This is a genomic window from Nonomuraea sp. WAC 01424 (assembly GCF_003947315.1).
Taxonomy (GTDB): Bacteria; Actinomycetota; Actinomycetes; order Streptosporangiales; family Streptosporangiaceae; genus Nonomuraea; species Nonomuraea spiralis.
Genome location: NZ_QHHZ01000013.1, coordinates 1 through 23,794 on the forward strand (window position 1 = coordinate 1; position 23,794 = coordinate 23,794).

Annotated in this window: 18 protein-coding genes; 8 read left to right on the forward strand and 10 right to left on the reverse strand. The window is 72.7% G+C overall.

What is annotated here, in order from left to right; translation table 11 throughout:
- Positions 1 to 426 precede the first annotated feature (426 nt).
- Both DMB42_RS32345 and DMB42_RS32350 read left to right on the forward strand, forming a co-directional pair.
- Positions 427 to 1,203 (forward strand): alpha/beta fold hydrolase, encoded by a 777-nt coding sequence (locus DMB42_RS32345; protein WP_185844969.1) that lies wholly within the window; start codon positions 427 to 429, stop codon positions 1,201 to 1,203.
- Between the two features lie 237 nt (positions 1,204 to 1,440).
- On the forward strand, positions 1,441 to 2,889 hold the full coding sequence (locus DMB42_RS32350) for a DHA2 family efflux MFS transporter permease subunit (protein ID WP_260478077.1): 1,449 nt from the start codon (positions 1,441 to 1,443) through the stop codon (positions 2,887 to 2,889).
- On the opposite strand, the gene DMB42_RS32355 is transcribed toward DMB42_RS32350, so the two are convergent.
- Together DMB42_RS32355 and DMB42_RS32360 are read right to left on the reverse strand one after the other, a co-directional pair.
- Positions 2,886 to 3,539 (reverse strand): response regulator transcription factor, encoded by a 654-nt coding sequence (locus DMB42_RS32355; protein WP_125640329.1) that lies wholly within the window; start codon positions 3,537 to 3,539, stop codon positions 2,886 to 2,888. The genes DMB42_RS32350 and DMB42_RS32355 overlap by 4 nt on opposite strands.
- The gene (locus tag DMB42_RS32360; protein WP_260478078.1) at positions 3,524 to 4,849 is read right to left on the reverse strand and encodes a sensor histidine kinase; all 1,326 of its coding nucleotides are present in this window, start codon (positions 4,847 to 4,849) and stop codon (positions 3,524 to 3,526) included. The genes DMB42_RS32355 and DMB42_RS32360 overlap by 16 nt, the downstream gene beginning before the upstream one ends.
- 273 nt (positions 4,850 to 5,122) lie before the next feature.
- On the opposite strand from DMB42_RS32360, the gene DMB42_RS32365 reads away from it, so the two are divergent.
- On the forward strand, positions 5,123 to 5,782 hold the full coding sequence (locus tag DMB42_RS32365; protein ID WP_125640332.1) for a TetR/AcrR family transcriptional regulator: 660 nt from the start codon (positions 5,123 to 5,125) through the stop codon (positions 5,780 to 5,782).
- Positions 5,783 to 5,791: 9 nt separating this feature from the next.
- Entirely contained in the window at positions 5,792 to 6,994 is a 1,203-nt protein-coding gene (locus DMB42_RS32370; protein ID WP_125640335.1) for a cytochrome P450, read from the forward strand.
- 48 nt (positions 6,995 to 7,042) lie between these two features.
- Here DMB42_RS32370 and DMB42_RS32375 read toward each other — a convergent pair whose 3' ends face one another.
- A complete protein-coding gene (locus DMB42_RS32375) occupies positions 7,043 to 7,435 on the reverse strand; it encodes a hypothetical protein (protein ID WP_125640338.1) in 393 nt (130 codons plus the stop codon).
- A gap of 288 nt (positions 7,436 to 7,723) precedes the next feature.
- Between DMB42_RS32375 and DMB42_RS32380 the strand changes: the two genes are divergently transcribed.
- Complete coding sequence (locus tag DMB42_RS32380) at positions 7,724 to 8,425, forward strand: hypothetical protein (RefSeq protein WP_125640341.1); 702 nt, start codon at positions 7,724 to 7,726, stop codon at positions 8,423 to 8,425.
- A 35-nt stretch (positions 8,426 to 8,460) separates the two neighbouring features.
- Here DMB42_RS32380 and DMB42_RS32385 read toward each other — a convergent pair whose 3' ends face one another.
- Positions 8,461 to 9,498 (reverse strand): endo-1,4-beta-xylanase, encoded by a 1,038-nt coding sequence (locus DMB42_RS32385; RefSeq protein ID WP_221762457.1) that lies wholly within the window; start codon positions 9,496 to 9,498, stop codon positions 8,461 to 8,463.
- Between the two features lie 214 nt (positions 9,499 to 9,712).
- On the opposite strand from DMB42_RS32385, the gene DMB42_RS32390 reads away from it, so the two are divergent.
- Positions 9,713 to 10,006, forward strand: a complete 294-nt coding sequence (locus DMB42_RS32390; protein WP_125640344.1) for a hypothetical protein — start codon at positions 9,713 to 9,715, stop codon at positions 10,004 to 10,006.
- Positions 10,006 to 12,144 carry a peptidase domain-containing ABC transporter gene (locus DMB42_RS32395; RefSeq protein WP_125640347.1) on the forward strand — a complete coding sequence of 713 codons (2,139 nt, stop codon included), beginning with the start codon at positions 10,006 to 10,008 and terminating at the stop codon, positions 12,142 to 12,144. Before DMB42_RS32390 ends, DMB42_RS32395 begins: the two co-directional genes overlap by 1 nt.
- Positions 12,145 to 12,158: 14 nt before the next feature.
- Here the strand turns inward: DMB42_RS32395 and DMB42_RS32400 are convergent, their stop codons facing one another.
- From DMB42_RS32400 to DMB42_RS32410, 3 genes are all read right to left on the reverse strand, one after another.
- On the reverse strand, positions 12,159 to 14,435 hold the full coding sequence (locus DMB42_RS32400) for a polysaccharide lyase 8 family protein (RefSeq protein ID WP_260478079.1): 2,277 nt from the start codon (positions 14,433 to 14,435) through the stop codon (positions 12,159 to 12,161).
- A 22-nt stretch (positions 14,436 to 14,457) separates the two neighbouring features.
- Positions 14,458 to 15,438: a zinc-binding dehydrogenase gene (locus tag DMB42_RS32405; RefSeq protein WP_125640350.1), complete on the reverse strand. Its 981-nt coding sequence runs from the start codon at positions 15,436 to 15,438 to the stop codon at positions 14,458 to 14,460.
- Between the two features lie 61 nt (positions 15,439 to 15,499).
- A complete protein-coding gene (locus DMB42_RS32410; RefSeq protein WP_125640353.1) occupies positions 15,500 to 16,480 on the reverse strand; it encodes an Lrp/AsnC family transcriptional regulator in 981 nt (326 codons plus the stop codon).
- An 85-nt stretch (positions 16,481 to 16,565) separates the two neighbouring features.
- Here DMB42_RS32410 and DMB42_RS32415 point away from each other — a divergent pair, with 85 nt between their 5' ends.
- On the forward strand, positions 16,566 to 17,945 hold the full coding sequence (locus DMB42_RS32415) for an MFS transporter (RefSeq protein ID WP_125640356.1): 1,380 nt from the start codon (positions 16,566 to 16,568) through the stop codon (positions 17,943 to 17,945).
- Here the strand turns inward: DMB42_RS32415 and DMB42_RS32420 are convergent.
- From DMB42_RS32420 to DMB42_RS32430, 3 genes are all read right to left on the reverse strand, one after another.
- Positions 17,937 to 19,127 (reverse strand): esterase family protein, encoded by a 1,191-nt coding sequence (locus tag DMB42_RS32420; protein ID WP_125640359.1) that lies wholly within the window; start codon positions 19,125 to 19,127, stop codon positions 17,937 to 17,939. The genes DMB42_RS32415 and DMB42_RS32420 overlap by 9 nt on opposite strands.
- 45 nt (positions 19,128 to 19,172) lie before the next feature.
- The gene (locus DMB42_RS32425) at positions 19,173 to 21,959 is read right to left on the reverse strand and encodes a BTAD domain-containing putative transcriptional regulator (protein WP_125640361.1); all 2,787 of its coding nucleotides are present in this window, start codon (positions 21,957 to 21,959) and stop codon (positions 19,173 to 19,175) included.
- 91 nt (positions 21,960 to 22,050) lie between these two features.
- Positions 22,051 to 23,766, reverse strand: a complete 1,716-nt coding sequence (locus tag DMB42_RS32430; protein WP_125640364.1) for an acetolactate synthase large subunit — start codon at positions 23,764 to 23,766, stop codon at positions 22,051 to 22,053.
- Between the last annotated feature and the right edge of the window lie 28 nt (positions 23,767 to 23,794).

Sequence of the window (23,794 nt, forward strand, 5' to 3'; positions counted from 1 at the left end):
CTGATCACCGCCGTCCGCCAAGGCCTACGCCGACTCCAGTACCGCCACGACGTTCTCGACGGCTGCCTGGCCGGCACCGGACTCGTCCCCCACCCGCCCTGACGACTTCACGCTTTCAACCTCGATAGTTCACGGACCTGGATCCACGGCTTGATTCTTGCTGATCGTTTCTCGGCGCAGCTCCTCGACCGAGACTGCTCCCGCAGGCCAGAGGCCCGGTTGAGGGCGTGAAGGGCCTTCCGTACTCAAGTCGCGGCTTGTCCATGGATGCAGTTCTGGGGCACCACACGCGGGGAACTCCCGGCGTTCGCCGAGTACGACCTGCCGCACGGCCTGATCGGCATCGGCAGGCGTTTGCGTTCGTCCTCCGATGAAACCCACCGGGTGTTCGAGGTGGAGTGGGGCGAGTGTGGTCGAATCGGTTGTATGACGATCGAATACGTCCCTGTCTCGGGTGACGGCCGTTTGTGGGCCGAGAAGGGCGGTAGCGGGGCGCCCATGGTGCTGCTGCACGGGTCCGTGCATGACAGCCGTCTGTGGGACGGCGTCTTCCCTGGGCTCGCGCGCCACCACACCGTGATCCGGTACGACGCGCGAGGGCTGGGTCGTTCGACGCCGCCGACCGCGCCGTTCCGGTACGAGGACGACCTGCTCGCGGTCCTCGACCACTTCGGCGTCGAGAGCGCCACGCTGGTCGGGCTGAGCATGGGCGGCGAGGTCGCGCTCGACTTCACCTTGGAGCATCCGGAACGGGTGCGCTCGTTGGTCCTCGTCGCGGCGTCGGCCAGTGGGCATGACTGGCCGCGGTCTCCTGAGATGGACGCCTACGCGGCGGCGGACCGCGGGGACGACGCCGACCGCCTGGCCGAGATGGAGCTCACGGTGTGGGCCTCGCTGGGCGACCGGGCGCCGGGGTACGCGGCGATCGCCGGCATGGTCACCGAGAACGCCAAGGTACGGGTGGCCGCCGAGAAGGGTCACGTCCGCTTCTCGGAGGTGGGCGCCGTAGAGGTTCTTGAGCGGGTCGCGGTGCCCACCACCGTCGTGGTCGGCGATCACGATCATCCGGAGATCGGTGTGATCGCCCGCCGGCTCGCCGAGGGCATTCCCGGTGCGCGCCTGGAGATCGTGGCCGCGGCCGATCACTATCTGCCGCTGCGTGCGCCGGAACGGCTCTTGGAGATCATCGTCCCTGGTCGGTGAGGGGCTTCGGATCGGGTCGTGAACACGGCGTGCCGCCCATCCAGTGGCCGTTCGGTGGCCGTTCGGAGGTGTTCGGGGTGGGTGGGGCGGGCTCGTTCGGCTGGGGGGTGGTTTGAGGTAGGGCGATGAGTTTCGTCGGTGGGGGTGGTCAGTATGGGCATGAAGATGACCGCTGGTGAGACCGACAACCGTAAGGCCGGCCGTGACGCGGCCGGGCCCGACTCCGATAGAGGTACCGTGTCCAGCCCACAACTCGAATCCTCCGCCGAGGCCGCGGGCTCGCGGCGTACTCCGGCCGTGATCCGGTTGCTGGTGCTCGCGACGTTCGTGGTGGTGCTCAACGAGACGATCATGATCAACGCGATCCCGCGGCTGATGGACGCCATGCACATCACCGAGCAGACCGCGCAGTGGCTTTCCACGGCCTTCATGCTGACCATGGCCGGGGTGATCCCGATCACCGGCTGGTTCCTGCAACGGGTCACCACCCGGACCGCCTACACCACCGCGATGGGGTTGTTCCTGGTCGGTACGGCGGTGGCCGCCGTGGCGCCGTCGTTCGCGGTGTTGCTAGGGGCGCGGATCATCCAGGCGTCCGGGACGGCCGTGATGATGCCGCTGCTGATGACGACGTTGATGCAGGTCGTGCCGGAGAAGGACCGGGGGCGGGTGATGGGCAACGTCACCCTGGCCATCTCCGTCGCGCCCGCCATGGGGCCGGCGATCTCCGGGGTGATCCTGCACTTCGGGTCGTGGCGGCTGCTGTTCGCGGTGGTGCTGCCGATCGCCGGGCTGATCACGTGGAGCGGTCTGAGGCGGCTCAGGAACGCGGGCGAGCCCAAGATCAGCGCCAACGACTGGTTCAGCGTGGTGACGGCGGCGGCCGGGTTCGGCGGCCTGGTCTACGGGCTCAGCCGGTTCGAGGGCGGGGACGTCCGCGTCGCGGCGGCCGTCACGGGGGCCGGGCTGGTCACCATCGCCGTCTTCGTCGTGCGCCAGCTCGTGCTGCAGCGGCGCGGCACGCCGCTGATGGACCTGCGTACGCTGTTCCACCGCACCTACACGGTCGCGCTCATCCTGATGTCGGTGGCCTTCATGGCGATGCTCGGCTCGATGATCCTGCTGCCGCTGTACCTGCAGAACATCCGGGCGCTCAGCCCGCTGGAGACCGGGCTCCTCGTGATGCCGGGCGGCCTCGCGATGGGCGTGCTCGGTCCGGCCGTGGGCCGCCTGTTCGACAACTACGGCGGCCGGGTGCTGGTCGTCCCCGGCGCGATCGGGATCATGCTCGCGCTGACCGGCCTGACCCAGGTCACGATGACGATGCCGTACTGGCAGCTGCTCGGCCTGCACGCGCTGCTCATGGTGAGCCTGGCCGCGACGTTCACCCCGGTCTTCACGCTCGGCCTGGGGGCGGTCCCGCCGCACCTGTACTCGCACGGCAGCTCGATCCTGAGCACGCTCCAGCAGGTCGCGGCGGCGATCGGCACCGCGCTCGTGATCACTGTGATGAGCGCGAAGGCCGACACCCTGAGGGCCGAGGGCCTCACGCAGACGATGGCGACCCTCGGGGGCATGCGGCTGGCGTTCGTGATCGGCGCGGTGTTGTCGGTGGCGGTGGTCGTCACCGCGCTGCTCCTGCCGGCGCGGGCGGCGGCCGGCTCCGCCGGGCACGCCGGGCACTAGGAGCCGGTGGCGTCCAGGTAGGTGAGGACGGCGCGCACCCGGCGGTTGGTGTCGTCGTCGGCGGCGAGGCCGAGCTTGGCGAAGATCGTGGTCGTGTACTTGCTGATGGCGCCCTCGCTGAGGAACAACCGGGCCGCGATCGCCGCGTTGGACAACCCCTCGGCCATCAGTTCGAGCACCGAGCGCTCGCGTTCGGTGAGGGTGGCGAGGGGGTCGGCGTGCGCGGGACGGCCCAGCAGCTTCGCGACCACCGTGGGGTCGAGCGCCGTGCCGCCTTCGGCGACGCGGGCGAGCGCGTCCATGAACTGTCCGGCGTCGAGTACGCGGTCCTTGAGCTGGTAGCCGACGCCGCCCTGCCCGTCGGCGAGGAGTTCGCGGGCGTAGAGCTGCTCGACGTGCTGGGACAGGATGAGCACGGGCAGGCCCGGCACCTTCCGTCGGGCGGCGAGCGCGGCCTGGAGCCCCTCGTCGGAGAACGTCGGCGGCAGCCGTACGTCCACGATCGCCACGTCGGGGCGGTTGCCGAGCAGCGCTTCGAGCGCGGCGGGGCCCGAGTCGACGGCCGCGACCACGGTGTGCCCGTACGCCTGGAGGAGGCGGACGAGCCCGTCGCGGAGCAGGAAGAGGTCTTCGGCTACGACAATACGCATGGCACCGCCACATGGACGCGGGTGGGCCCGCCGGCCGGGCTGTCGATCTCCAGCCGGCCGCCGAAGGCCGCGATCCGGCGTTCGACGCCGTGCAGCCCGGAGCCCGAGGACAGGTTCGCGCCGCCGACGCCGTCGTCGGTGACGGTCGCGGTGAGAGTACGCGCCTCGTAGCCGAGTTCGACGGTCACGTGGCGAGCGTGGGCGTGTTTGGCCACGTTGGCCAGCAGTTCGGCGACGGTGAAGTAGACCGCGGCCTCGACCGGGCGTTCGGGCCGGGTGGGCACGGAACTGCGTACGGCGACCTCGACGGGCGCGTCGAGGGCCAGGGCGCGTACGGCGTCGACCAGGCCGCGTTCGGTGAGCACGGGCGGGTTGATGCCGCGTACCAGCGACCGCAGCTCGGCCAGCGCGGTGACCGAGGAGGCGCGGGCCTCGGCCAAGATCGCCCTGGCGGCGGCCGGGTCGCTTTCGAGAAGGTGCTCGGCGGCCTGCATCGACATGCCCATGCCGACCAGCCGCGCCTGGGCCCCGTCGTGCAGGCCACGTTCGATGCGTTCGAGCTCGGCGGCCTGGGTCTGGGTCAGGTCGGCGCGGATGGCCTCCAGCTCCGCCACCCGCCGGCCGAGCCGCGCGTACGGGATGGGCCCGAGGAAGCGGCGGGCCAGTGGCCCGAGGACCCGCCACGCGAACGGCGCGGCGGCCAGACCGGCGAGGATCATGGCGATGCCGGGGCCGAGGAAGCCCGGCGTCAGCGTCAGGTAGACGCCGCCGGCGAGCCCGACCAGCGGAAGGGCCGCGACCGGCAGCACGGTCACCCCGGCGAGCACGCTCCACAACCCGTCCCAGTGCAGCTGGGGATCGTGGAAGCGGGCGTTCATCCTGGCCCGGCGGCGGGCCTCGCGTTCGGACTTGTGGTACTCCTCGCCGTCCCACCAGTGGCCGGTGGCCATGCGGGTGACCGGCGACGCGGTGCGGTAGGTCACCTCGATGCGCAGGCCGAGCCAGCGGGCGGCGAGCCGGCGGGCGGCCTGGCTGAGGGTGCGGCTGGTCAGCGGGTGCACGCACCACAGGGCCACGGCGATCCACAGGATCACCACCAGCGTCTCGCCCAGGAGCGCCAGGGCGACGACGAGCGGGGGCCCGGTCAGGTTCGCCGACCAGGAGTAGGCGAGCTTGGAACCGCCGTAGCCGACGGCGGCGCCGACGATCGGCATCAGGCAGGTGAGCAGGACGAGTACGGCGGAGCGGTAGAGCCCGAGCACGATCTCCGAGCACCGGCGCAGGAAGCCGCCTCCCGCGGAGGACCTCATCCGCCCGCTTCCCTGACCATGGTCCTCATTGTGCCAGTCAGTCCTGGTTTGGGATGTTCCGGAGCCCGACAGTGCGACCACGTTCGTCTTCTCCGTTCGCGGGTGGTTCCGTCCGACGTCGGAAACCTACGGCCGGGGCCCGTACCCCCGGAATCCCGCTGAACCCCGTACGAAGTGGGTCTGGACCCACTCGACGGGAGGCTTGTGGACGGCATCGGCGCGGCGTAGCGTGACTCGTGACCAGATTTCACATCTAGTCACGAGGTGCAGCAGATGTTCGAGAGGGCGGACCGGATCCTCGACGCCGCGGGCGAGCTGCTGCTGCGTCACGGATACCGCAGGGTCACCGTCGAGGACATCGCGGGCCGCGCCGGGGTGGGCAAGGGCACGATCTACCTGCACTGGCGTACCAAGAACGAGCTGTTCGAGGCGCTGTTGCTGCGCGAGTCCATCGAGGTGGTGGAGGAGTTCGCGGCGCTGCTGCGGCACGAACCCGCCCAGGTGCGACCGCATCGCTTCTCGCGGGCGGCCTTCGTCTCCGTGAGTCGCAGGCCGCTGCTCCGGGCGCTGTTCACCACCGACATCGAACTCCTGGGCAAGCTGGCCAAGCACCCGCTGCGCAGTCACGACCTCCTCGCGGCCGAACGTTTCAAGCGCGTGGCCGACCGGTACGGACTGCTCAGGGCCGACATGCCACACCCGCACTACACGCTGAGCGCCGCGTCCACGGGCTTCTACGTGCTCAACGGCATCGACACCATGGGCTCGGAGCTGACCGTGGACGAACAGGCCGACGCGCTGGCCTTCACCGTACGCCACGCCTTCGAGCCCGCCGCGGAGCCGTCCGCCGAGATGCTGGAGGCGGCGGCCGCGGAGTACGTCGCGATTCTTGAGGAACTGATCCCGCCCTACCGCAAGTGGATCTACGACTAAGGAGAGGCGATGTCCGACATCGTCGAGCGGTACAACATCTCCAAGCAGCACTTCTGGCTGCACGGGCCTCGAACGGGCCCGTCCGTCGAGTACGACGCCGCCGCCGGGATGTACAACGTCCACGGCTACCAGGAAGTGCAGGACGTCCTCGCCGACCCCACCACGTTCTCCTCCGACACCGTACGGCTGACCCCCAAGGGGCTGCTGCCGGAGGGTGAGGAGTTCTCGCTGAAGGGGTTCATCACCCAGATCGACCCGCCGGAGCACGGCAAGCTGCGCAAGCTGGTCAGCAGCGCGTTCACCCGCAAGGTCGTCGCGGACCTCGAACCGCGCATCGCCGAGCTCACCCACGAGCTGCTGGACGCGGCCGACGGCCGTGACCGCCTGGAGCTGGTGACCGACCTGGCCTACCCGCTTCCCGTCATCGTCATCGCCGAGCTGCTGGGGGTGCCGAGCAGCGACCGGGCCCTGTTCAGGAAGTGGGCCGACGGCCTGTTCCAGCGGGACACCAAGATCTCCTTCTCCGAGCCCGCCGAGAACCGGGCCGCGGAGATGGAGGCCACGATGCGGCCGTGGCGGGAGATGACCCGCTACCTCGCCGAGCACGCCGCCGAACGCCGGAAACGCCCCCGTGCCGACCTGCTCACCAAGCTGGTCCAGGCCGAGGTGGACGGCGAGCGCCTGCCCGACGACCAGGTGATCAATTTCGCCATGCTCCTGCTGCTGGCCGGGCACATCACGACGACGATGTTGCTCGGCAACACGGTCGTGTGCCTGGACGCCTTCCCCGAGCAGCAGGACAGGGTACGGGCCGACCGTTCCACGGTGCCGGCCGTGATCGAGGAGTCGCTGCGGCTCTTCACCCCGTTCGCCGCGGTTGCCCGGTCGACCACCCGCGAGGTCGAGCTGGCCGGGGTGACGATACCGGCCGACAAGATCGTCATGCTCTGGTTCGGGTCGGCGAACCGGGATCCCCGGCAGTTCCCCGATCCCGACGTCTTCGACCCCGGCCGCGATCCCAACCCGCATCTGGCCTTCGGCCGGGGCATCCACTTCTGCCTGGGCGCTCCCCTGGCCCGGCTGGAAGGGCGGGTGGCGCTGAACATCCTGCTCGACCGGATCGGCACCTTCCGTACCGATCCCGATGACCCGGTGGTCTTCATGCCCACGCCGACCATGACCGGGGTGAGCCGGCTCCCCCTGCTGCGCTGATCCGGCGCCGGGCGCCCGCCGCCCGCGCCGACGGCGCGGGACGGCGGGTCAGTAGATGCGGTGCTTGTCACCGCAGTTGTCGAACTTCCCGGCCCAGCAGGTGAACGTGTAGACCTTGCTGACGCCCCGGCCGTTCCAGCTGCCGGTGACCTTGCCGTCCCAGGAGCGGTTGAACTTGTGCCAGCCGCCGTTCTGGTAGAACTCGAACCACACCCAGGCCTTCTTGCCGCCGGGCTTGTCCACGCCGTGCCAGGTGGTGAACACCTTGCCGCCGCTCTTCCAGGTCTTGCCGAACGTGTACGCCTTGTGGTCGCCGGAGAAGAACCTGCCCCAGCTGACGACCGTGGACGCCTGGGCCGCGGGGGCGGTGGCGAGGGCGGTGACGGCCGTGGAAGCGGCCAGGGATCCGGCCAGGGCCGCGATGGCGAGGGTCTTGCGCATGGGGTGCCTCCCGTGTCCGTGCTGCCGGTCGTTCCGGCAGAAGGGACGTTACGGAGGACGCACCGGATCTTCTGTGGAGGAATGCACACAGCCTGAGTGATCGGCGCCACAGATCCAGGGCAAGCGGTGGGCGGCCGGTCCCCGCCCGGTTCCCATCACGTTCCTGCCAGGGGCAATGTGCGGCCAGGAGGTGGCAAAACGCCGCGCGTTGCCGTGGGTGTCCCGTCCCGTTGTGGCCAAGGTGGCTTGTTCACCGCCGTCGCAGCACAAGAGGGGACGATCCTGGCTATGAGCGGCAAGCAGCGGAAGCTGGAGCTGAGCGTGCCGCAGATCGTGGGGAGCGCCCTGGCCGCGCTCACCGCCGCCGTCGCGGCCTCGTACCTGGGGACGGCCGGGACGCTGATCGGCGCCGCGATGATGAGCCTGGCCAGCACCGTCGTCGCCGACGTCTACACGCATTACCTGAAGCGTACGGGCGACAAGGTGAAGCAGCACACGGTGATCGCCTGGCGCGGGCAGTCCGGTGACGCGAAGGCGGGCGGGCGGCGGCGGTGGGCCAGGGTGGGGATGGCGGCGGCCCTGGTGTTCACCGTCAGCATGGGCAGCATCCTGATCTACGAGCTCATCGCCGACCGTACGGTGGCCGACCAGGTCGCGGGGCGGACCCGGGAGGAGGCGGGCAAGGGGCAGGGCAAGAAGGACCGGCGGGACGGGCGGGCGGTGGGTGAGCCGCGGCACGAACGGCCCGTGACCCGGCTGCCCAGCCCGACGCCCTCACCCGGCCCGTCCACCGGGGCGGTCGCGACGCCCACGCCGTCCGGTTCGGCTGTGGTGACGCCCACGCCCTCGGGCGGTGGGACGGGCTCGGCGGAACCGTCCCCGCCGTCCACACCGGACCCCACCCCCTCGGACACGCCGACCTCCGTCCTGTCACCGTCCCCACCCAGCGAAACCCCCCACCCGCCTTCGCAGGAGCGCCGCTCCCGTTGACCCGTCCCGACGACAACGGGCCGTCGTGGGGTGGCTCAGGGGGTGGAGGTCAGGAGGGTGGTGTAGGCGGGTTTGGGGGTCAGGGACTCGTCCAGGAGGCAGGCGGCGCCTTCGCCGTCGAACCAGCCCGGCACCCACGAGTGGCGGTCGGTGAACCCCCAGACGGTGAACTCCTTGCAGGCCGGCACGCTCAGGCAGCCGGTGAGGGCGCGGCCGTAGTAGGCGGCCTGGGTGGCCAGCTTCTCGGGGGTGACGGGCAGCACCATGCGTACGTCCATCTCGGTGACCGCCACCTCAAGGCCGAGGTCGGCGAAGCGGCGCATGACGTTCGCCCAGTCGCCCGGGTAGTCGTACTGGATGCCGAGGTGGCCCTGGAAGCCGATGCCGTCCACCGGGACGCCCTGCGAGCGCAGGTCCTTGATCAGGGCGAGGGTGGCTTCGATCTTGGGGCTGTTCCATTCGAGGTTGTAGTCGTTGACGTACAGCTTGGCCCGGGGGTCGGCCTGGCGGGCCCAGCGGAAGGCGTCGGCGATGTAGCCGGGGCCGAGCTGGGTGAGCCAGATGCTCTTCCGGAGGGTGCCGTCCTCGTCGATCACCTCGTTGACGACGTCCCAGGCCCGGATCCTGCCCTTGTAGCGGCGGACCTCGGTGGTGATGTGGTCGCGCAGGATGCGCCTGAGCTCGGCGGCGCCGATCGTGCCGTTCTGCACGCCCTCGGTCAGCCAGGCGGGGAGCTGGTTGTGCCAGACCAGGTTGTGGCCGCGTACCTGCTGGCCGTGGCGGCGGGCGTTGTCGACCACGGCGTCGGCGTCGGCCCAGGTGTGTACGCCGCGCTGCGGCTCGACCGACTCCCACTTCATCGCGTTCTCGGCGGTGACGTTGGTGAACTCGCGGTTCAGCGTGGCGCGGTAGTCGGGCTCGGTACGCAGGGCCGCGACGTCCACGGCGGTGCCGATCCTGATGCCGTTCTGGTGGGCCAGCCGGCGCAGGTCGTGCGGGGTACGGGCGGCGGCTTGGGCGGCGGGGGCGGGGGCGGCGAGCACGAGTGCCAAGGCGACGATCAGGGGTTTCACCGGTGACCTCCGACGGTACGGCTCCGAAAGTTTCGGAGTTGTGACGATATGTTTCGTCGCGGGAAACGTAAGCGCGTGGGGGCGTCCCGTCAAGCAGTGGATCCCAAGTGGCTTCCAAGTAGGCGTTCTTAGCCTTTGTCCGGACTCGTACAGAGGGGGGCAGGACGACGATGGGGTGGAGAGCCGCGCCGAGCCGCGCCGGGAGGCGTCGGCCTTGAGCGATCCCTACGACACGACCCGGCCGGTCCCGCGCCACGCCGAGCACCGCGCCCGCCACGCAGCCCCCGCGCCCGCGCCCGCCCCGGCCCCCACCCCGGCCCCCGCGCCGGACGGGGCCGGGCGGGGGATCTACCGGGAGGAGGCGCTGCGGCATCGGGCGATGTCGCGGATCACCCGGATGCCGCTGGTGATCAGCACCCCGTCGTTCCTCGCGCTGTGGCTCCTGGTGGCCGCGCTGCTCGTCGTCGTCCTCCTGGTGACCACGGTCGCGGTCGAGGCGGTCGCGTGATGTTCCGCCGCCTCCCCGTACTGCTCCAGAACACCGAGACCGAGTGCGGCGCCGCCTGTCTGGCCATGGTGCTGTGCCACCACGGGCAGCGCACCACCCTCCACCAGGTCGCCGAACGGCTTCAGGTCGGCAGGGACGGCCTGAGCGCCAAGGCCCTCGTGGACGGCGCCCGCGAGCACGGGCTCAAGGCCCGCGCCTTCTCCCTGGCCCCGGAGGACCTGGCCCGGGTGCCGCTGCCCGCCGTCGCGCACTGGGAGTTCAACCACTTCATCGTGATCGAACGCTGGTCCCCCGACCGCGTGGACGTCGTCGATCCCGGGGACGGCCGCCGCAGGCTGACCCCGGAGGAGTTCGGCGCCGGGTTCACCGGCGTGCTGCTGGTCTTCGAACCGGGCGAGGGCTTCCACCGAGGGACGACCTCGGCGGCGGGGGCCTGGCGCAGAGAGTTCGTACGGACGTTGTTCAGGCGGCGCAGGGGGCTGCTCGCGCAGCTCATCGCGGCCTCGCTGCTGCTGCAACTGCTCGGGCTCGCCCTGCCGATGTTCTCGCAGCTCCTCCTGGACGCCATCGTGCCCACGCGGGCGGTGGAGGTGCTGTCCCTGCTGGGCGTCTCCGTGCTGCCGGCGGGGGCGGCCCAGCTCGTGATCGGCTACCTGCGGGCGGCCCTGCTCGTCGCCGTACGGGCCCGGGCCGACCAGGAGCTCACCGAGGGCCTGGTCACCCATCTGATGACGCTGCCGTACCGGTATTTCCAGCAGCGGGGCACGGGCGACCTGGTGACCAGGGCGGCCAGTGTCTCGACGCTCGGCGACATCCTCACCGGCCAGGTCGTGGCGGCGCTGCTGGACGGCCCGCTGGCCGTGGGCTATCTGGTGCTGGTCTACGTGTGGGACCCGGTGTTCGGGCTGGCGCTGACCGGGGTCACCGTGCTGCAGACGGTCCTGCTGCTGGCCACTACGAGCCGCATCGCCCGGCTCACCCAGCAGGAGCTGACCGCGTTGTCGGCGTCCCAGGCCAGCCTGATCCAGACGATCACCGGCATCGAGACGCTCAAGGCATCGGGAGCCGAGAAGCGGGCCGTCGACCAGTGGTCGGCCCACTTCACGAAACAGCTCAACGCGGACGTACGGGCTGGGTTGACCAGGGGGCTGCTGGAGTCGGCGTTGTCGGCGATCCGGGTGACGGCGCCGCTCGGGTTGTTGTGGCTGGGCGCCTGGCGGGTGCTCGACGGGCAGCTCACGATCGGCGCGCTGGTCGCGCTGAACGCCATCGCGCTCGGCGCGCTGACCCCGCTCGGCTCGCTGATGACCGGGTTGCAGAGCCTCCAGCAGGCGGGCGCGCACTTCGACCGGCTGTCCGACATCCTGGCCTCCGAGCCGGAGCCGAGCAACGGCATCGAGGTGCTGCGGCTGCGCGGCGCGGTCGAGCTGCGCGGGGTGAGCTTCCGCCACGACCCGCGCGCCCCCTGGACGGTACGGGACGTCTCGGTCACCGTCCGGCCCGGTCAGAAGGTGGCCCTGGTGGGCTCGTCGGGCTCGGGCAAGAGCACGCTGGCCAGGCTGCTGCTCGCACTGCACACCCCGGTGCTCGGCGAGATCCGCTACGACGGCGTCCCGGCCGCCGAGCTGAACCTGCGTACGCTGCGCCGCCAGTTCGGCGTGGTCACCCAGGACCCGTCCCTGTTCAGCGGCTCGATCAGGGAGAACATCGCGCTGAACGAGCCGGGGGCGTCCCTGGAACGCGTGGTCGCGGCGGCCCGCCTGGCCGCGCTGCACGACGAGATCATGGACATGCCCATGGGGTACGAGACGATGCTCACCGACGGCGGCGGCCTGTCGGGCGGGCAGCGGCAGCGGCTCGCCCTGGCCCGCGCCGTCCTGTCGCGGCCGAAGGTGCTGCTGCTCGACGAGGCCACCAGCAACCTGGACAGCGCCACCGAGGCGGCCATCGAGGCGAACCTGAGCCGGCTCGTCCAGACCAGGATCGTGATCGCCCACCGGCTGAGCACGGTCAGGGACGCCGACCTGATCCTCGTGGTCGACTCGGGCCGGGTGGTCGAGCGCGGCACGCACGACGAGCTGACGGCCATGAGCGGCAAGTACGCCGACCTGGTCGCGGCCCAATCCGTGCCGTCATGACCGCATGACGACCTTCAGGGCAGCCGCACGGTCACCGTGGCGGAGCCGCCCTCCAGGGCCGCCGACGGGCCGAAGGTGAGCCTCAGCCGGTCGCCGGTCGCCGCGTCCGCCAGGACCGGGCCGGCGCGCAGCACGGCGGCGACCGGCCGCTCCCACGTCACGGTCAGCTCCGCCAGGTCGCGCCGGGGATCGGCCACGGTCACCGTGGCTGTGCCGTCGGAGCTCTCCCTGACCAGCACGGCGCAGGGCGCGGAGGCGGCGAGCGGGCCGGCCGCGCCGCCGTTCCAGAAGGCGGCCGCGGTGATCCCGAGCGCGGCCACCTGGACGGCCTGCTGCCGGGCGCTGTTGGCGAGCACGCGGGCCCACCCGGGGTCGGCGGCCCTGGCCGCGGTGCGTTCCCGGCTCGCGCCCGGCAGGAGCAGGTAGACGTAGCCGGCCTGGTCCGGGTCGACGCCGTGGTCGAGCCAGAGCGTCACGTAGTCGCGGTCGCCGCGCCGCTCCCGGAGCGTCCGCAGGCCGGCCGGCACGACGTAGCCGCCGTGGCCGTCGAGGTGCGCCCAGCCCGCCCGTACGTCCGTGGTCAGGAGGGCGGCGGTCCTGCGGTTGTCCACGATCGTCTCGACCGGTACGCCGTCCGCGCCGCTGATCCCCGCGCCCAGGCAGACCACCGCGTCGTCGAGGAAGAACCACGACTTGAACGCCTCCAGCGTGCTGTCGAGGCCGTTGAGGCGCTGGCCGACCACCGCGTACGTGCCGTCCGTCGCGCCGCCGACCCAGCGGCCGGGCGGGCAGGTGTCGCCCCAGGCCGGGCCCGCGCCGTCGGGCAGCCGCCGGGTCGAGACCGTCGTGCCGGGCAGCCGGTAGGGGTCGACGGTGGTCCAGAAGGAGTCGGAGTACTGGTCGGCGTGGCCGTCTGCCCACCAGTAGAGCATGCCGGAGCCGGTGTGCCAGCCCCGCGGGTTCTCGCCGTTGCCGTGCTCGTAGTGGCCGATCCTGGACGAGGCCATGCTGAGTGCCGCGCACCAGCCCGGCCGGCGGTGCACGGCACGGGCGCTCATCGGGAACAGCCGGTGCCCGATCGGCTCCGGCGCGGCGGGCACGGCGTCGTCGTCCAGGACGGCGGTCAGGCGTGCGTGGAAGGCCGGGTCGGCCGCCGCGAGCATGGGCCGGCACGTCTCGCGTACCGCCCATCCCTTGACCATGGCCTGCCAGCGGGCCCGGTCGGCGGCCGGGGCCACCTCGCCGAGCAGCAGGATCGCGGCGGCCAGCGCGCGCCCCTTGTCGTGGTCGCCGAACGGCTTCCTGCCGACGCCCCTGCCGCGCACCAGGTCCATGCAGAACCCGTCGCGGACGAACGGCGCGAACGAGCGTTCCACCATCGCGAGCACAGTGGGGTCCACGACCTCCCAGGGCGTGCCGCGCAGCACCGCGAACAACGTCGCCAGCCCGTCGAGCAGCGTCACCCCGTAGGCCCCCTGGTAGGGCACGGTCGAATGCTGGATGAACGACCCGTCACGGTAGAAACCGTCGCCCTCGGAGACCGTGCGGAACACCGGGGAGAGCGCCGAGACCGCCAGCGCCGCCTTGCCGGGGTCGGCCCTGAGCATGGCGCGCAGCAACATCACCACGCACAGGTCCACCCGGTTGGCGGCGGTGCTGGTGCCGCTGTAGTGCGCGAGGCGGCTCTCGGGCACGAAGTGGTCCACGGCGTCCCGCAGCGCGGCACTGCGCTTGTCGCCGAGGTGCGGGCCGATCAGTACGGCCGCGTCGAGCAGCGCCCTCGGCACGCCGATCTCCCAGTGCCACCAGTTGCCCGCCGGGTCGGCGCCGTCGGCGTAGACGTGACGGCGGTAGTGGTCGATCCCGGCGGCGACGGCGGCGGCCAGGCCCGCGTCGCCGGTCAGCCCGGTCCCCGGCAGCGCGTACGCGCGGGCCATGGCCAGCAGCCGCCCCGGCGTCGCCACGAACGACGGGAACGGCTGGTCCGGCCAGAGCGACGCGTTCCCCGGAGCCATGGCCGCGCGGTACCGCCCCGCCCGCCGCCCCGCCTCGGCCAGCCACGTCCGGTACGGCTCCGCCCCCGCCTCGAAGCCTGCCCCCACCTCATGCCGCTCGGCGCCTGCGCCGGCCCCTGTGTCGAAGCCCAGGGTCACGTGGCGCCACTGCCGGCGCAGCGTGACGAAGGAGGAGTCCGGCGTGTGCGCGGGGTCGGCACGGACGAGCGCCCCCGCCACGCCGGCCACGGTCACGGCGCCCGCCCGGAACAACAGTCGCCTGGATGGCCGATGCACGCCTCGATTATGACCCCGGCGATCAGATCGTCAGCAGCGTCTTGCCGCTCACCTCGCGGGCCTCGATCGCCGCGTGCGCCTCGCCCGCCCGCTCCAGCGGGTACGTACGCCCCACGACCGCCCGCAGCCCCTCGTCGGCCGCCTCGGCGAGCGCCCGCGCGGTCCGCTCGTTCGCGCCCTTGATCTCGCTCATGGCCATGAGCTGCTCCAGACCGATCACGGTGACGTCCCGCCGGGCGGCCTCCTCCGGGTCCACGGCCGTGACACTCCCGCTGGAGGCGCCGTGCACGGAGAACCGCCCGCCGCGCGCGGTCACCCCGAACGCCTCGCGGCCGAGCTCGCCGCCCACGCCGTCGAAGACCACGTCCGGTCCGCGCCCGCCGGTCGCGTCGAGCACCTCGCGGGTCCAGCCGGGACGCGAGTAGTCGACGGTGACCTCGGCCCCGAGCCCGGCGGCCACCTCCAGCTTGGCCGGGCTGCCCGCCGCCCCGATCACCCGGGCGCCCGCCCCGTGCGCGAGTTGCACGAGCAGGCTGCCGAGCCCGCCGGCCGCGGCCTCGACGAGCACCCGTTCGCCGGGCCGGATCCCGGCGTTCGCGAACAGTCCCACGGCCGTGCTGCCGTCGTTGAGCAGCGCCGTCGCGTCGGCCAGCTCGACGCCGTCGGGCACCTCGACCAGGTCCTCGGCCCTGACCACGACCAGTTCGGCGTTCCCGCCGCCGAACCCCGGCGTACGGGCCACCACCCGCCGCCCCACCAGCCCGGAATCGGCCCCCTCACCCACGGAGACCACGTGCCCGCCGACGCCGCCGCCCGGCACGTACGGCAGCTCGGGCAGCGGCGGGCCCGGCGTGAACCCCTGTCTGAGCTGCGTCTCGATGAAATTGATCTCCGCGTACCCGGTCCGCACCACGACCTCGCCCGGCCCGGCCACCGGGTCCGGCCCGGTCCGCGTCTCCAGCACCTCGGGGCCGCCGAATCTCGCCACCCGTACCACTCTCATGATCACTCCTCATCCGGGATCGTGTCCGGAGACCAGCCTGCTACCTCAAGTCGAGTTGAGGTCAACTGCTCAGCCCGGCGCCCGCCCGTTTGATGGTCCTGATGATCGGCGCGGTCTCGATGTGCCGGATGGCGGGCAGCGCGCCCAGGCTGTCGGTGAGGTAGCGGTAGAAGGCGGCGTCGTCGCGGCACACCACGCTGGCCGCGAGGTTGGTCGGGCCCGTGGTCGCCCCGGCGAAGGCGACCTCCGGATGGTCGGCCAGCGCCCGCCCGGTCGCGTCGAGGTCGGCGGGCGGCACCGACATCCACAACTGCGCCTCGACCTGGTAGTCCAGCAACATGGGCAGCACGTCCATGTCGAAGAACAGCGCGCCCGCCGCGCACAGTTGCTCCACCCGCCGCCTGACCGTCGACTCCGACCAGCCGGTCACAGCCGCCAGGTCGGCATAGCCCGTACGGCCGTCCCGTGACAGCTCGGCCAGCAGCGCGTCGTCGCCGGGGCCGAGCGTGACGGCCTCGGCGGTGTCGCGCGGGCCGTGGACGCGCCCGGCCAGCAGGTGGGCGACCTGCTCGGCGGACAGCACGGCCAGCCCGGCCCAGCCGATCCGGCCGCCGACGAACATGTGCAGGGTCCGGTGGGCCGACACCGCGAGCACCCGGCTGGTCCTGGCCAGCTTGGTCAGCAGCAGCGGCTCGCGTTCCTGGTCGAGGCGCTGGATCGCGCCGCAGGAGATCTCGGTGCCGCCCGACAGCAGGTGCACCCAGAACGTGTCGGGCCGCCGTCCGAGCGCCTCGGCGATCGAGGCCCCGGCGTCGGGCGTGCAGCGCAACCTGATGGCCCACGACTGGTGGCCGAGCCGCTGCCGGTCCACCACGCCCACGACCCGGAACGTGCCGCTGGAGCGCAGCCGCCGGTAGCGGCGGGCCACCCGCTGGTCGGACACCCCCAGCACCTCGCCGATCCGGCTGAACGAGGCCCGCCCGTCCACCTGCAACGCGTGCAGCAGCCCGCGATCGACCTCGTCGAGCGTGACGTTTTCCATCAGAAGAGGCTATCCGGCGAGGAATTCCAGCAGAAAGCCCGCTTCGACTAGGGGCAAGCCCCACCCGGCCCCGACCCTTGCCGCCATGACCACAACACTGACACGTACGAGCTGGTGGCCGCTGGCGGCGGCCTGCCTGGGCGCCTTCATGCTGCTGGTGGACGTGACCATCGTCATGGTCGCCCTGCCCGACATCACCGCCGACCTGCGGATGTCCTTCACCGACACCCAATGGCTCCTGGACGGTTACGCCCTGGCCCTGGCCGCGCTGCTGCTCGCCGCCGGCTCGGTCGCCGACCACGCCGGGCGGCGCAAGGTGTACCTGATCGCCCTCGGCGTGTTCGCGCTGGCCTCCCTGGCCTGCGGCCTCGCGCCCACCGGCGGCATGCTGCTGGCGGCCCGCGTGGCGCAGGGGGCGGGCGGCGCCGCGATGATGGCCACGACGCTCGCGTTGATCAGCGCCACCTACCACGGGCGGGAGCGCGGCATCGCGTTCGGCGTGTGGGGCGGCGTCAACGGGGCCGCCGCGGCGCTGGCCCCCGTGCTCGGCGGGCTGCTCACCGAGCACCTGGACTGGCGGGCCATCTTCCTGGTGAACCTGCCCATCAGCGTGGCCGCCGCGTGGATGACCCTGCGCACGGTCGAGGAGTCCCGCCTGCCGGGCGGCGGCCGGCTCGACTGGGCCGGGATGGGCACGTTCACATTGGCGGCGGCCGCGCTCACGTACGGGCTGATCGAGGCCGGGCCGTACGGCTGGGGGTCGGCGCGGGCGCTGGTGCCGCTGGCCGTGGCGGCCGTCGCGTTCGCCGCCTTCGTGCTGGTGGAGTCGCGGGGCGCGTTTCCCATGGTGGACCTGCGGCTGTTCGCGAACCCGGCGTTCAGCGGGATCCTGACGGGGGCCGCGCTGCTCATGCCCGCCGCGTTCGCCTGCCTGGCCTTCACCTCGCTCTGGTTGCAGCAGCCCGGCGGGCTCGCGCTCGGGCCGGTGAGCGCCGGGCTGGCGCTGACGCCCATGGCCGGCACGTCGCTGGTCGTCTCGGTCGCCGCCGCCCGCCTGCTCCCCCGGTTGTCGGCGCGCGCGGCGGTCGGCGGCGGGCTGCTGCTGATCGCCGCGGGCGCGTTCCTCCAGGGCATGCTGGACGAGCACTCGACGTGGACGTCCCTGGCGCCGGGCCTGGTGGTGACCGGCGTCGGCGTCGGGCTGGCGATCCCCTCGCTCAGCTCGGCGGCCATGGCCCACGTCCCGCCGCACCGCTCGGGCATGGCTGCGGGCGCGGTCAACACCGTCAGGCAGCTCGGGTACGCCCTCGGCATCGCCGTGTTCGGCGTCCTGTTCCAGGACGGGCTGGCCGGGACGGGCTCGTTCCCCTCGGCGCTGAACGCGGTCTACCTGGCCGCCGCGGTCACCGGGCTGTTCGCCGGGCTGCTGGTGCTGGCCGCCGCCCGGCCCGTACGGTCAGCGTGAGCGGGGCAGGTGCTCGCGGGTCAGCCAGGTGAGGGCGGCCAGGAGGTGCACGCGCCACCAGTAGCCGTCGTGGCCGCCGATCCACGCCTCGCAGCGGTGGGCGATGCCGGCGCCGCGCAGGCGGGCGGCCAGCGAGCGGGCGCAGTCGAGGAAGCCGGGTTCGAGCGTGCCGGCCGCGAGGTATCGGGGCACCCGTACGGAGGTGTCGAGGAGCTGCGGCAGCAGGCCGGGGCTGAGGCCGACCGCCGCCGCGATCCGGCCGGGGCACCGGTCGGCGGCGGTCAGCGCGAAGCCGGCGCCGTCCGCGAACCCGGCGCTGATCACGTGGCTCGCCTCGGGGAAGCCGGGCAGGACCTCGCCGGTGACGAAGGCCAGGTGCGCGGCGAAGCGCCGCGGGTCGGCGTACGGCAGGTACTCCCTGGCCCGCCCGTCCGGGTAGGGGCCGGGCACGTCGGCGGCGTGCGGTGCGACCAGGATCACCGGCGGCAGCGCGCCGGCCAGGATCGCCGGTTCCAGCACGCGGGCGTACGACCCGGCCGCCTGCCCGTCGGCCAGCAGGCACAGGGGCATCGGCCGGATCGGGCCCGGCGGGCGGTAGACCGTGATCGCGCGGCGCTCCCCCAGGTGGACGCTGCCGATCTCGCGGGTGACGAGCGTGCCGGCGAGCCGGGCGGCGGTCGCGGGGGCGGGGCCGGCGCGCGGGCCGTGCCAGACCAGCTCCACCGGCCGGCCGCCGGGAGGCGCCGCGGTGACGCCGACCACGGCCCGGTCCAGGTGCCGTACGCGCACCGATAGCTCCCACAGGTCGCCCGCCCCCTTGACCGGCCACATCGGGAGCAGCACCCCCGAGACGAGCCGCGCGTTCGGCCCCTGCCAGAGCACGTGCAGCACGTCGTCGTCCTCGCCCCAGACGGCCAGCGGGCCGCCCGTCAGCCTGGGACGCAGCTCGGCCAGGGCGCGCCGCCGCCACACGCGGGCGAAGTCCTGGCCGGCGGGCAGGTCCTGGGCGTAGCGGCGCCTGGCCCGGCGGCGGTTGCCCCGCAGCAGGGCCTGGTTGCGCTGGGCGAGCGTCTCGCGGCCGGCGGCGGCGCGTTCCTCGTCGGTCACGCCGGCCTCGCCGAAGGCGACCTGGTCACCATGGAACTCGATGGTCTGCACCGCGAGCCGATCACCTGGTGGCATACCTGTACCAAAGCCCGCCCGCCGCGCCCGCGCAAGGGCTTCGGGTCAGTGGACGCGGGTCCTGATCAGCGCGTCGAGCAGGTCGTGCACCTGGGCGGGCGACAGGCGGGCGCCCTGGCGCAGGCACTCGGCCAGTTCGGCGGCGGGCAGCGAACGGCGTATCCGCTCCTCGCGCTCGGCGCCGTCGGCGGGGTCCAGCTCCAGCGGCGAGAAGCCGACCCGGGCCCCGACCTCCTCGACCGCGCCGAGCAGGCGCGCGCCGTCGTGCGGCAGCCCGCCCGCGGTGAGCACCCCGGCCAGGGTGTGGCTCATCACCATCCAGGACGTGACGTCCCGGTCCGCGTCGAGCATGCGCAGGATCGGCAGCCCGGACGCCAGAGCCCGGTCGGTACGGCCGGTCAGCAGGTCGATCTTCATCAGCAACCAGGTCGCGGACGCGGTGACGAAGCGGTGTCCCGTGCCGGCGGCCACCGTGATCGACTCGGTCAGCCATTCGGCCGCCTCGGCGGTCTCGCGCGCGAACACCAGCAACATGCCGAGGACCATCAGCGCCTCGGCGTGCAACCATCCCATGCCCGCCACCTCGGCCAGGGCCGGCGCGGCGCGGGCGTCGACCAGCGCGTTCGGCTGCCCGCTCAGGCCGCCGAACAGCGCCCGGTAGGTGAGGGCCTGCCCCTCGGCGACCAGGTCGTCGGCCAGCCGGGCCATCTCGGCCGCCTCCTTGGCCCGCCGGTGCGCGGCGGGGAAGTCGCCGGCCAGGTAGTGGAGTCCGGCCATGCCGATCAGCGCCTGCGAGCGCACGCCGGGCTCGGCGTCGGGGTAGAGCTCCATGGCCGCCGACAGGCTGGCCAGCCCCTCGGCGACGTGCCCTCTGCGGTACCAGAACCAGGACAGGACGCCGGTGAGCCGCAGCGCGTACTCGCCGTCGCCGGCCAGCATCGCCGAGGTGAACGCGGCCCGGTGCTCGGCCTGGTCGGCGAGGAGCAGGTCCATCGCGGCGGTCGCCCCGTCGCCGCGGATCCTGGCCTCGGCCGCCTCGGCGCGGGCCAGCACCCAGACGCGGTGCGCGGCCTGGGCCTCGGCCAGCTCGGCCGGGTCCTGCCGGGTGCGGGCGAACTCCTTGATGGTCTCCAGCAGCCGGTAGCGGCGCGGCGAGGTGCCCGGCTCGACCGCGACCAGCGACTTGCGCACCAGCGCGCCCAGGCCGCCCAGGACCGGCCGCCCGCACACCGCGGCCGCCGCGTCCAGGTCGAACCCGGAGGCGAACGCGCCGAGCCGGTGGAACAGCTCGCGCTCGGCGGGTTCGAGCAGGTCGTAGCTCCACTCGACAGTCCTGGCGAGCGTACGGTGCCGCCGCGGGCCGGGGCCGTCCGTGAGCACGGTGAACCTGTCGTCCATCGAGGTGAGGATCTGCTCGACCGACAACATGCGGCACTGCCCGGCGGCCAGCTCGACCGCCAGCGGCAGCCCGTCGAGCCCCAGGCAGAGGCGTTCGGCGCTGCGCAGCTCCGACGGCGTCGGCTCCCAGCCGGGCGCGGCGGCCCTGGCCCGGCTCATGAACAGGTCGCGGGCGTCGGCCGCGGACAGCGGCGGCACGTCGTACAGGGCCTCGCCGGGGACGCCGAGCGTCTCGCGGCTGGTGGCGAGCACGCGTACGCCGCCCGCTCCGGCCAGCAGCTCGGCGACCGTGTCGCGGACGGCCGCCACGAGGTGCTCGCAGTTGTCGATCACGAGCAGCGGGCTCCTGCCGCGCAGCGCGTACGCCAGGCGCTGCGCGGAGGCCGGCCCGGTGAGGCCGAGCACCTGGGCGATGGCCCTGGCCACCAGCGAGGGGTCGTCCAGCCCGGCCAGTTCGACCAGCCACGGCCCGTCGGCGTCGTCCCTGGCCCGCGCGGTCTCCAGCGCCAGCCGGGTCTTGCCGATGCCGCCGGGTCCGGCGAGCGTGACCAGGCGGTGCTCGGCGAGCAGCGCGGCCACCTGCTCGACCTCGGCCGCCCTGCCGACCAGCGCGGTCACGGGGAAGGGCAGGTTGCCGCCGCGTTCGGGCAGCGGCCCGGCGCTCCCCGGTCGCAGCGCCTCGTCCTGGGCGAGCACCGCGGCCTCCAGGTCCCGCAGCCCCGGCCCGGGATCGATGCCCAGCTCCTCGGCCAGCATGCGGCGTGCCGAGCGCAGCGCGGCCAGCGCGTCTCCCTGGCGTCCGGACCGGTAGAGAGCCAGCACCAGCAGCTCCCAGCCGCGCTCGCTCATGGGCTGCTCGGCGGTCAGCTTCTCCAGCTCGGGCACCACGGCCGCGTGCCGCCCGAGCGCGAGCTGCGCGGCGAACAGGCTCTCGCGCGCCGACAGGTACAACCCCTGCAACCGGACGATCTCCGGCACGGCGAACGCCGCGCCCGCGAACTCGCTGTACGGCTGCCCGCCCCACAACTCCACGGCCTCGGCCAGCACGGCCAGCGCCGCGCCCGCGTCGCCCGCCTCCAGCAGGAGCTGGCCCTCGCCGACCTTGCGGGCGAACCGCTCGGCGTCCACGACGTCGGGCTCGACGCGCAGCGTGTACCCGTTGCCGACGCGGGCCAGCACGCTCTCCGGCGACCGGTTGGTACGGCCGGGTTCGAGCGCCTTGCGGAGCCTTGCGATGTAGGAGTGCAGGGTGGGCATCGAGGCGGGTTCGTCCTCGTCCCAGGCGGCGTCCAGCACGCGTTCGGCCGAGACCACCTGGCCACGCGCCGCGACCAGTACGGCGAGCACGGCTCGCTGCCTCGGGCCGCCGAGCGCGACCTCCACCCCGTCGATCTCGGCCACGATCGGCCCCAGCACCTTGACGCGCAGCGCCACTATCCACCTCGGTTCAGCCGCCCGGGGCGCCCCGGGTCAAGGAAGCTTAAATGAGGTTTTGTATGGATCGCTGCTTTTGGCATGGCTTGACTTATTCGTCATCACCCCAGTTCGGAGCCAGGTCTCTGGCGATCCTGATGTCGTCGTTGCTCGTCCCGGCGGGGACCATGGGCCAGACCATCGCGTCCCGGTGAACCACGAAGTCCACCACCACGGGCGCGTCGTCGATCGCCATGGCCTTCTCGATCACCGTGTCCACGTCCTCGGGGCGCTCGCAGCGCAGGCCGTGGCAGCCGTACGCCTCGGCGAGGGCGACGAAGTCCGGGATGCGGCGGGCGGGACGCAGGTCGGTGTTGGAGTAGCGGCCGTCGTACAGGAGGGTCTGCCACTGGCGGACCATGCCGAGGCTGCCGTTGTTGACGACGGCCACCTTGATCGGCACGCCCTCCAGCGCGCACACGGCCAGCTCCTGGTTGGTCATCTGGAAACAGCCGTCGCCGTCGATCGCCCACACCGTACGGTCCGGGCAGCCGATCTTGGCCCCCATGGCGGCCGGTACGGCGAAGCCCATCGTGCCCGCGCCCCCGGAGTTGATGAACGTGCCCGGCCGCTCGTAGCCGATGAACTGGGCGGCCCACATCTGGTGCTGGCCCACGCCGGAGGTGTAGATCGCCTCGGGCCCGACCAGGGCGCTCAGCCGCTCCATGACGTACTGGGGGGCGAGGGCGTCCTCGAACGTCTCGTACCCGAGCGGGTACGTCCGCCGGTAGCCCTCCAGCGTGCGCAGCCAGGCCGGACGCTCGACCGTATGACCGTCCAGGACGGCGATCAGGTCGGCCAGCACCTCCTTGCAGTCGCCCACGATGGGCACGTCGGCGCGCCGGTTCTTGGAGATCTCGGCCGGGTCCACATCGGCGTGCACGATCTTGGCGTGCGGCGCGAACGTGGCCAGGTCGCCGGTGACACGCTCGTCGAAGCGGGTGCCGAGCGCGACGATCAGGTCGGCCCGCTGGAGCGCCCCGACGGCCGGGACCGAGCCGTGCATGCCGGGCATGCCCATGTGCAGACGATGGCTGTCGGGGAACGTGCCCCTGGCCATGAGCGTGGTGACGACCGGGATGCCGGTCAGCTCGGCGAAACGCAGCAGTTCGGCCGACGCGCCCGCCTTGTGCACGCCGCCGCCCACGTACAGGACCGGCCGCCGGGCACCGGCGATCAGCTCGGCGGCGGCCCTGATCTGCCGCGCGTTCGGCCGGGTCGCCGGGCGGTAGCCGGGCAGCCGCATGACCGGCGGCCAGACGAAGTCGGTCTCGGCCTGGAGCGCGTCCTTGGTGATGTCCACCAGCACCGGCCCCGGACGTCCCGTCGAGGCGATGTGGAACGCCTCCATGATCGTACGGGGGATGTCGGCCGCGTCCGTGACCAGGAAGTTGTGCTTCGTGATCGACAGGGTGATGCCCGAGATGTCGGCCTCCTGGAAGGCGTCCGTGCCGATCTGCGAGCTGGGCACCTGGCCGGTGATCGCGACGATCGGCACCGAGTCCATGTAGGCGTCGGCGATGGGCGTCACCAGGTTCGTGGCCCCCGGGCCGCTGGTCGCCATGCAGACCCCGACCTTGCCCGTGGCCTGCGCGTACCCCTCGGCCGCGTGCCCGGCGCCCTGCTCGTGCCGTACCAGGACGTGCCTGATCGAGGTCGAGCGGTACAGCGGGTCGTAGGCGGGCAGGACGGCGCCGCCCGGAATGCCGAACACGGTGTCCACGCCTACCTGCTCCAGAGCCCTCACCAGTGCCTGTGCGCCCGTCATCCCCGCTCTCCCTCCTGTCGGTCGGCGC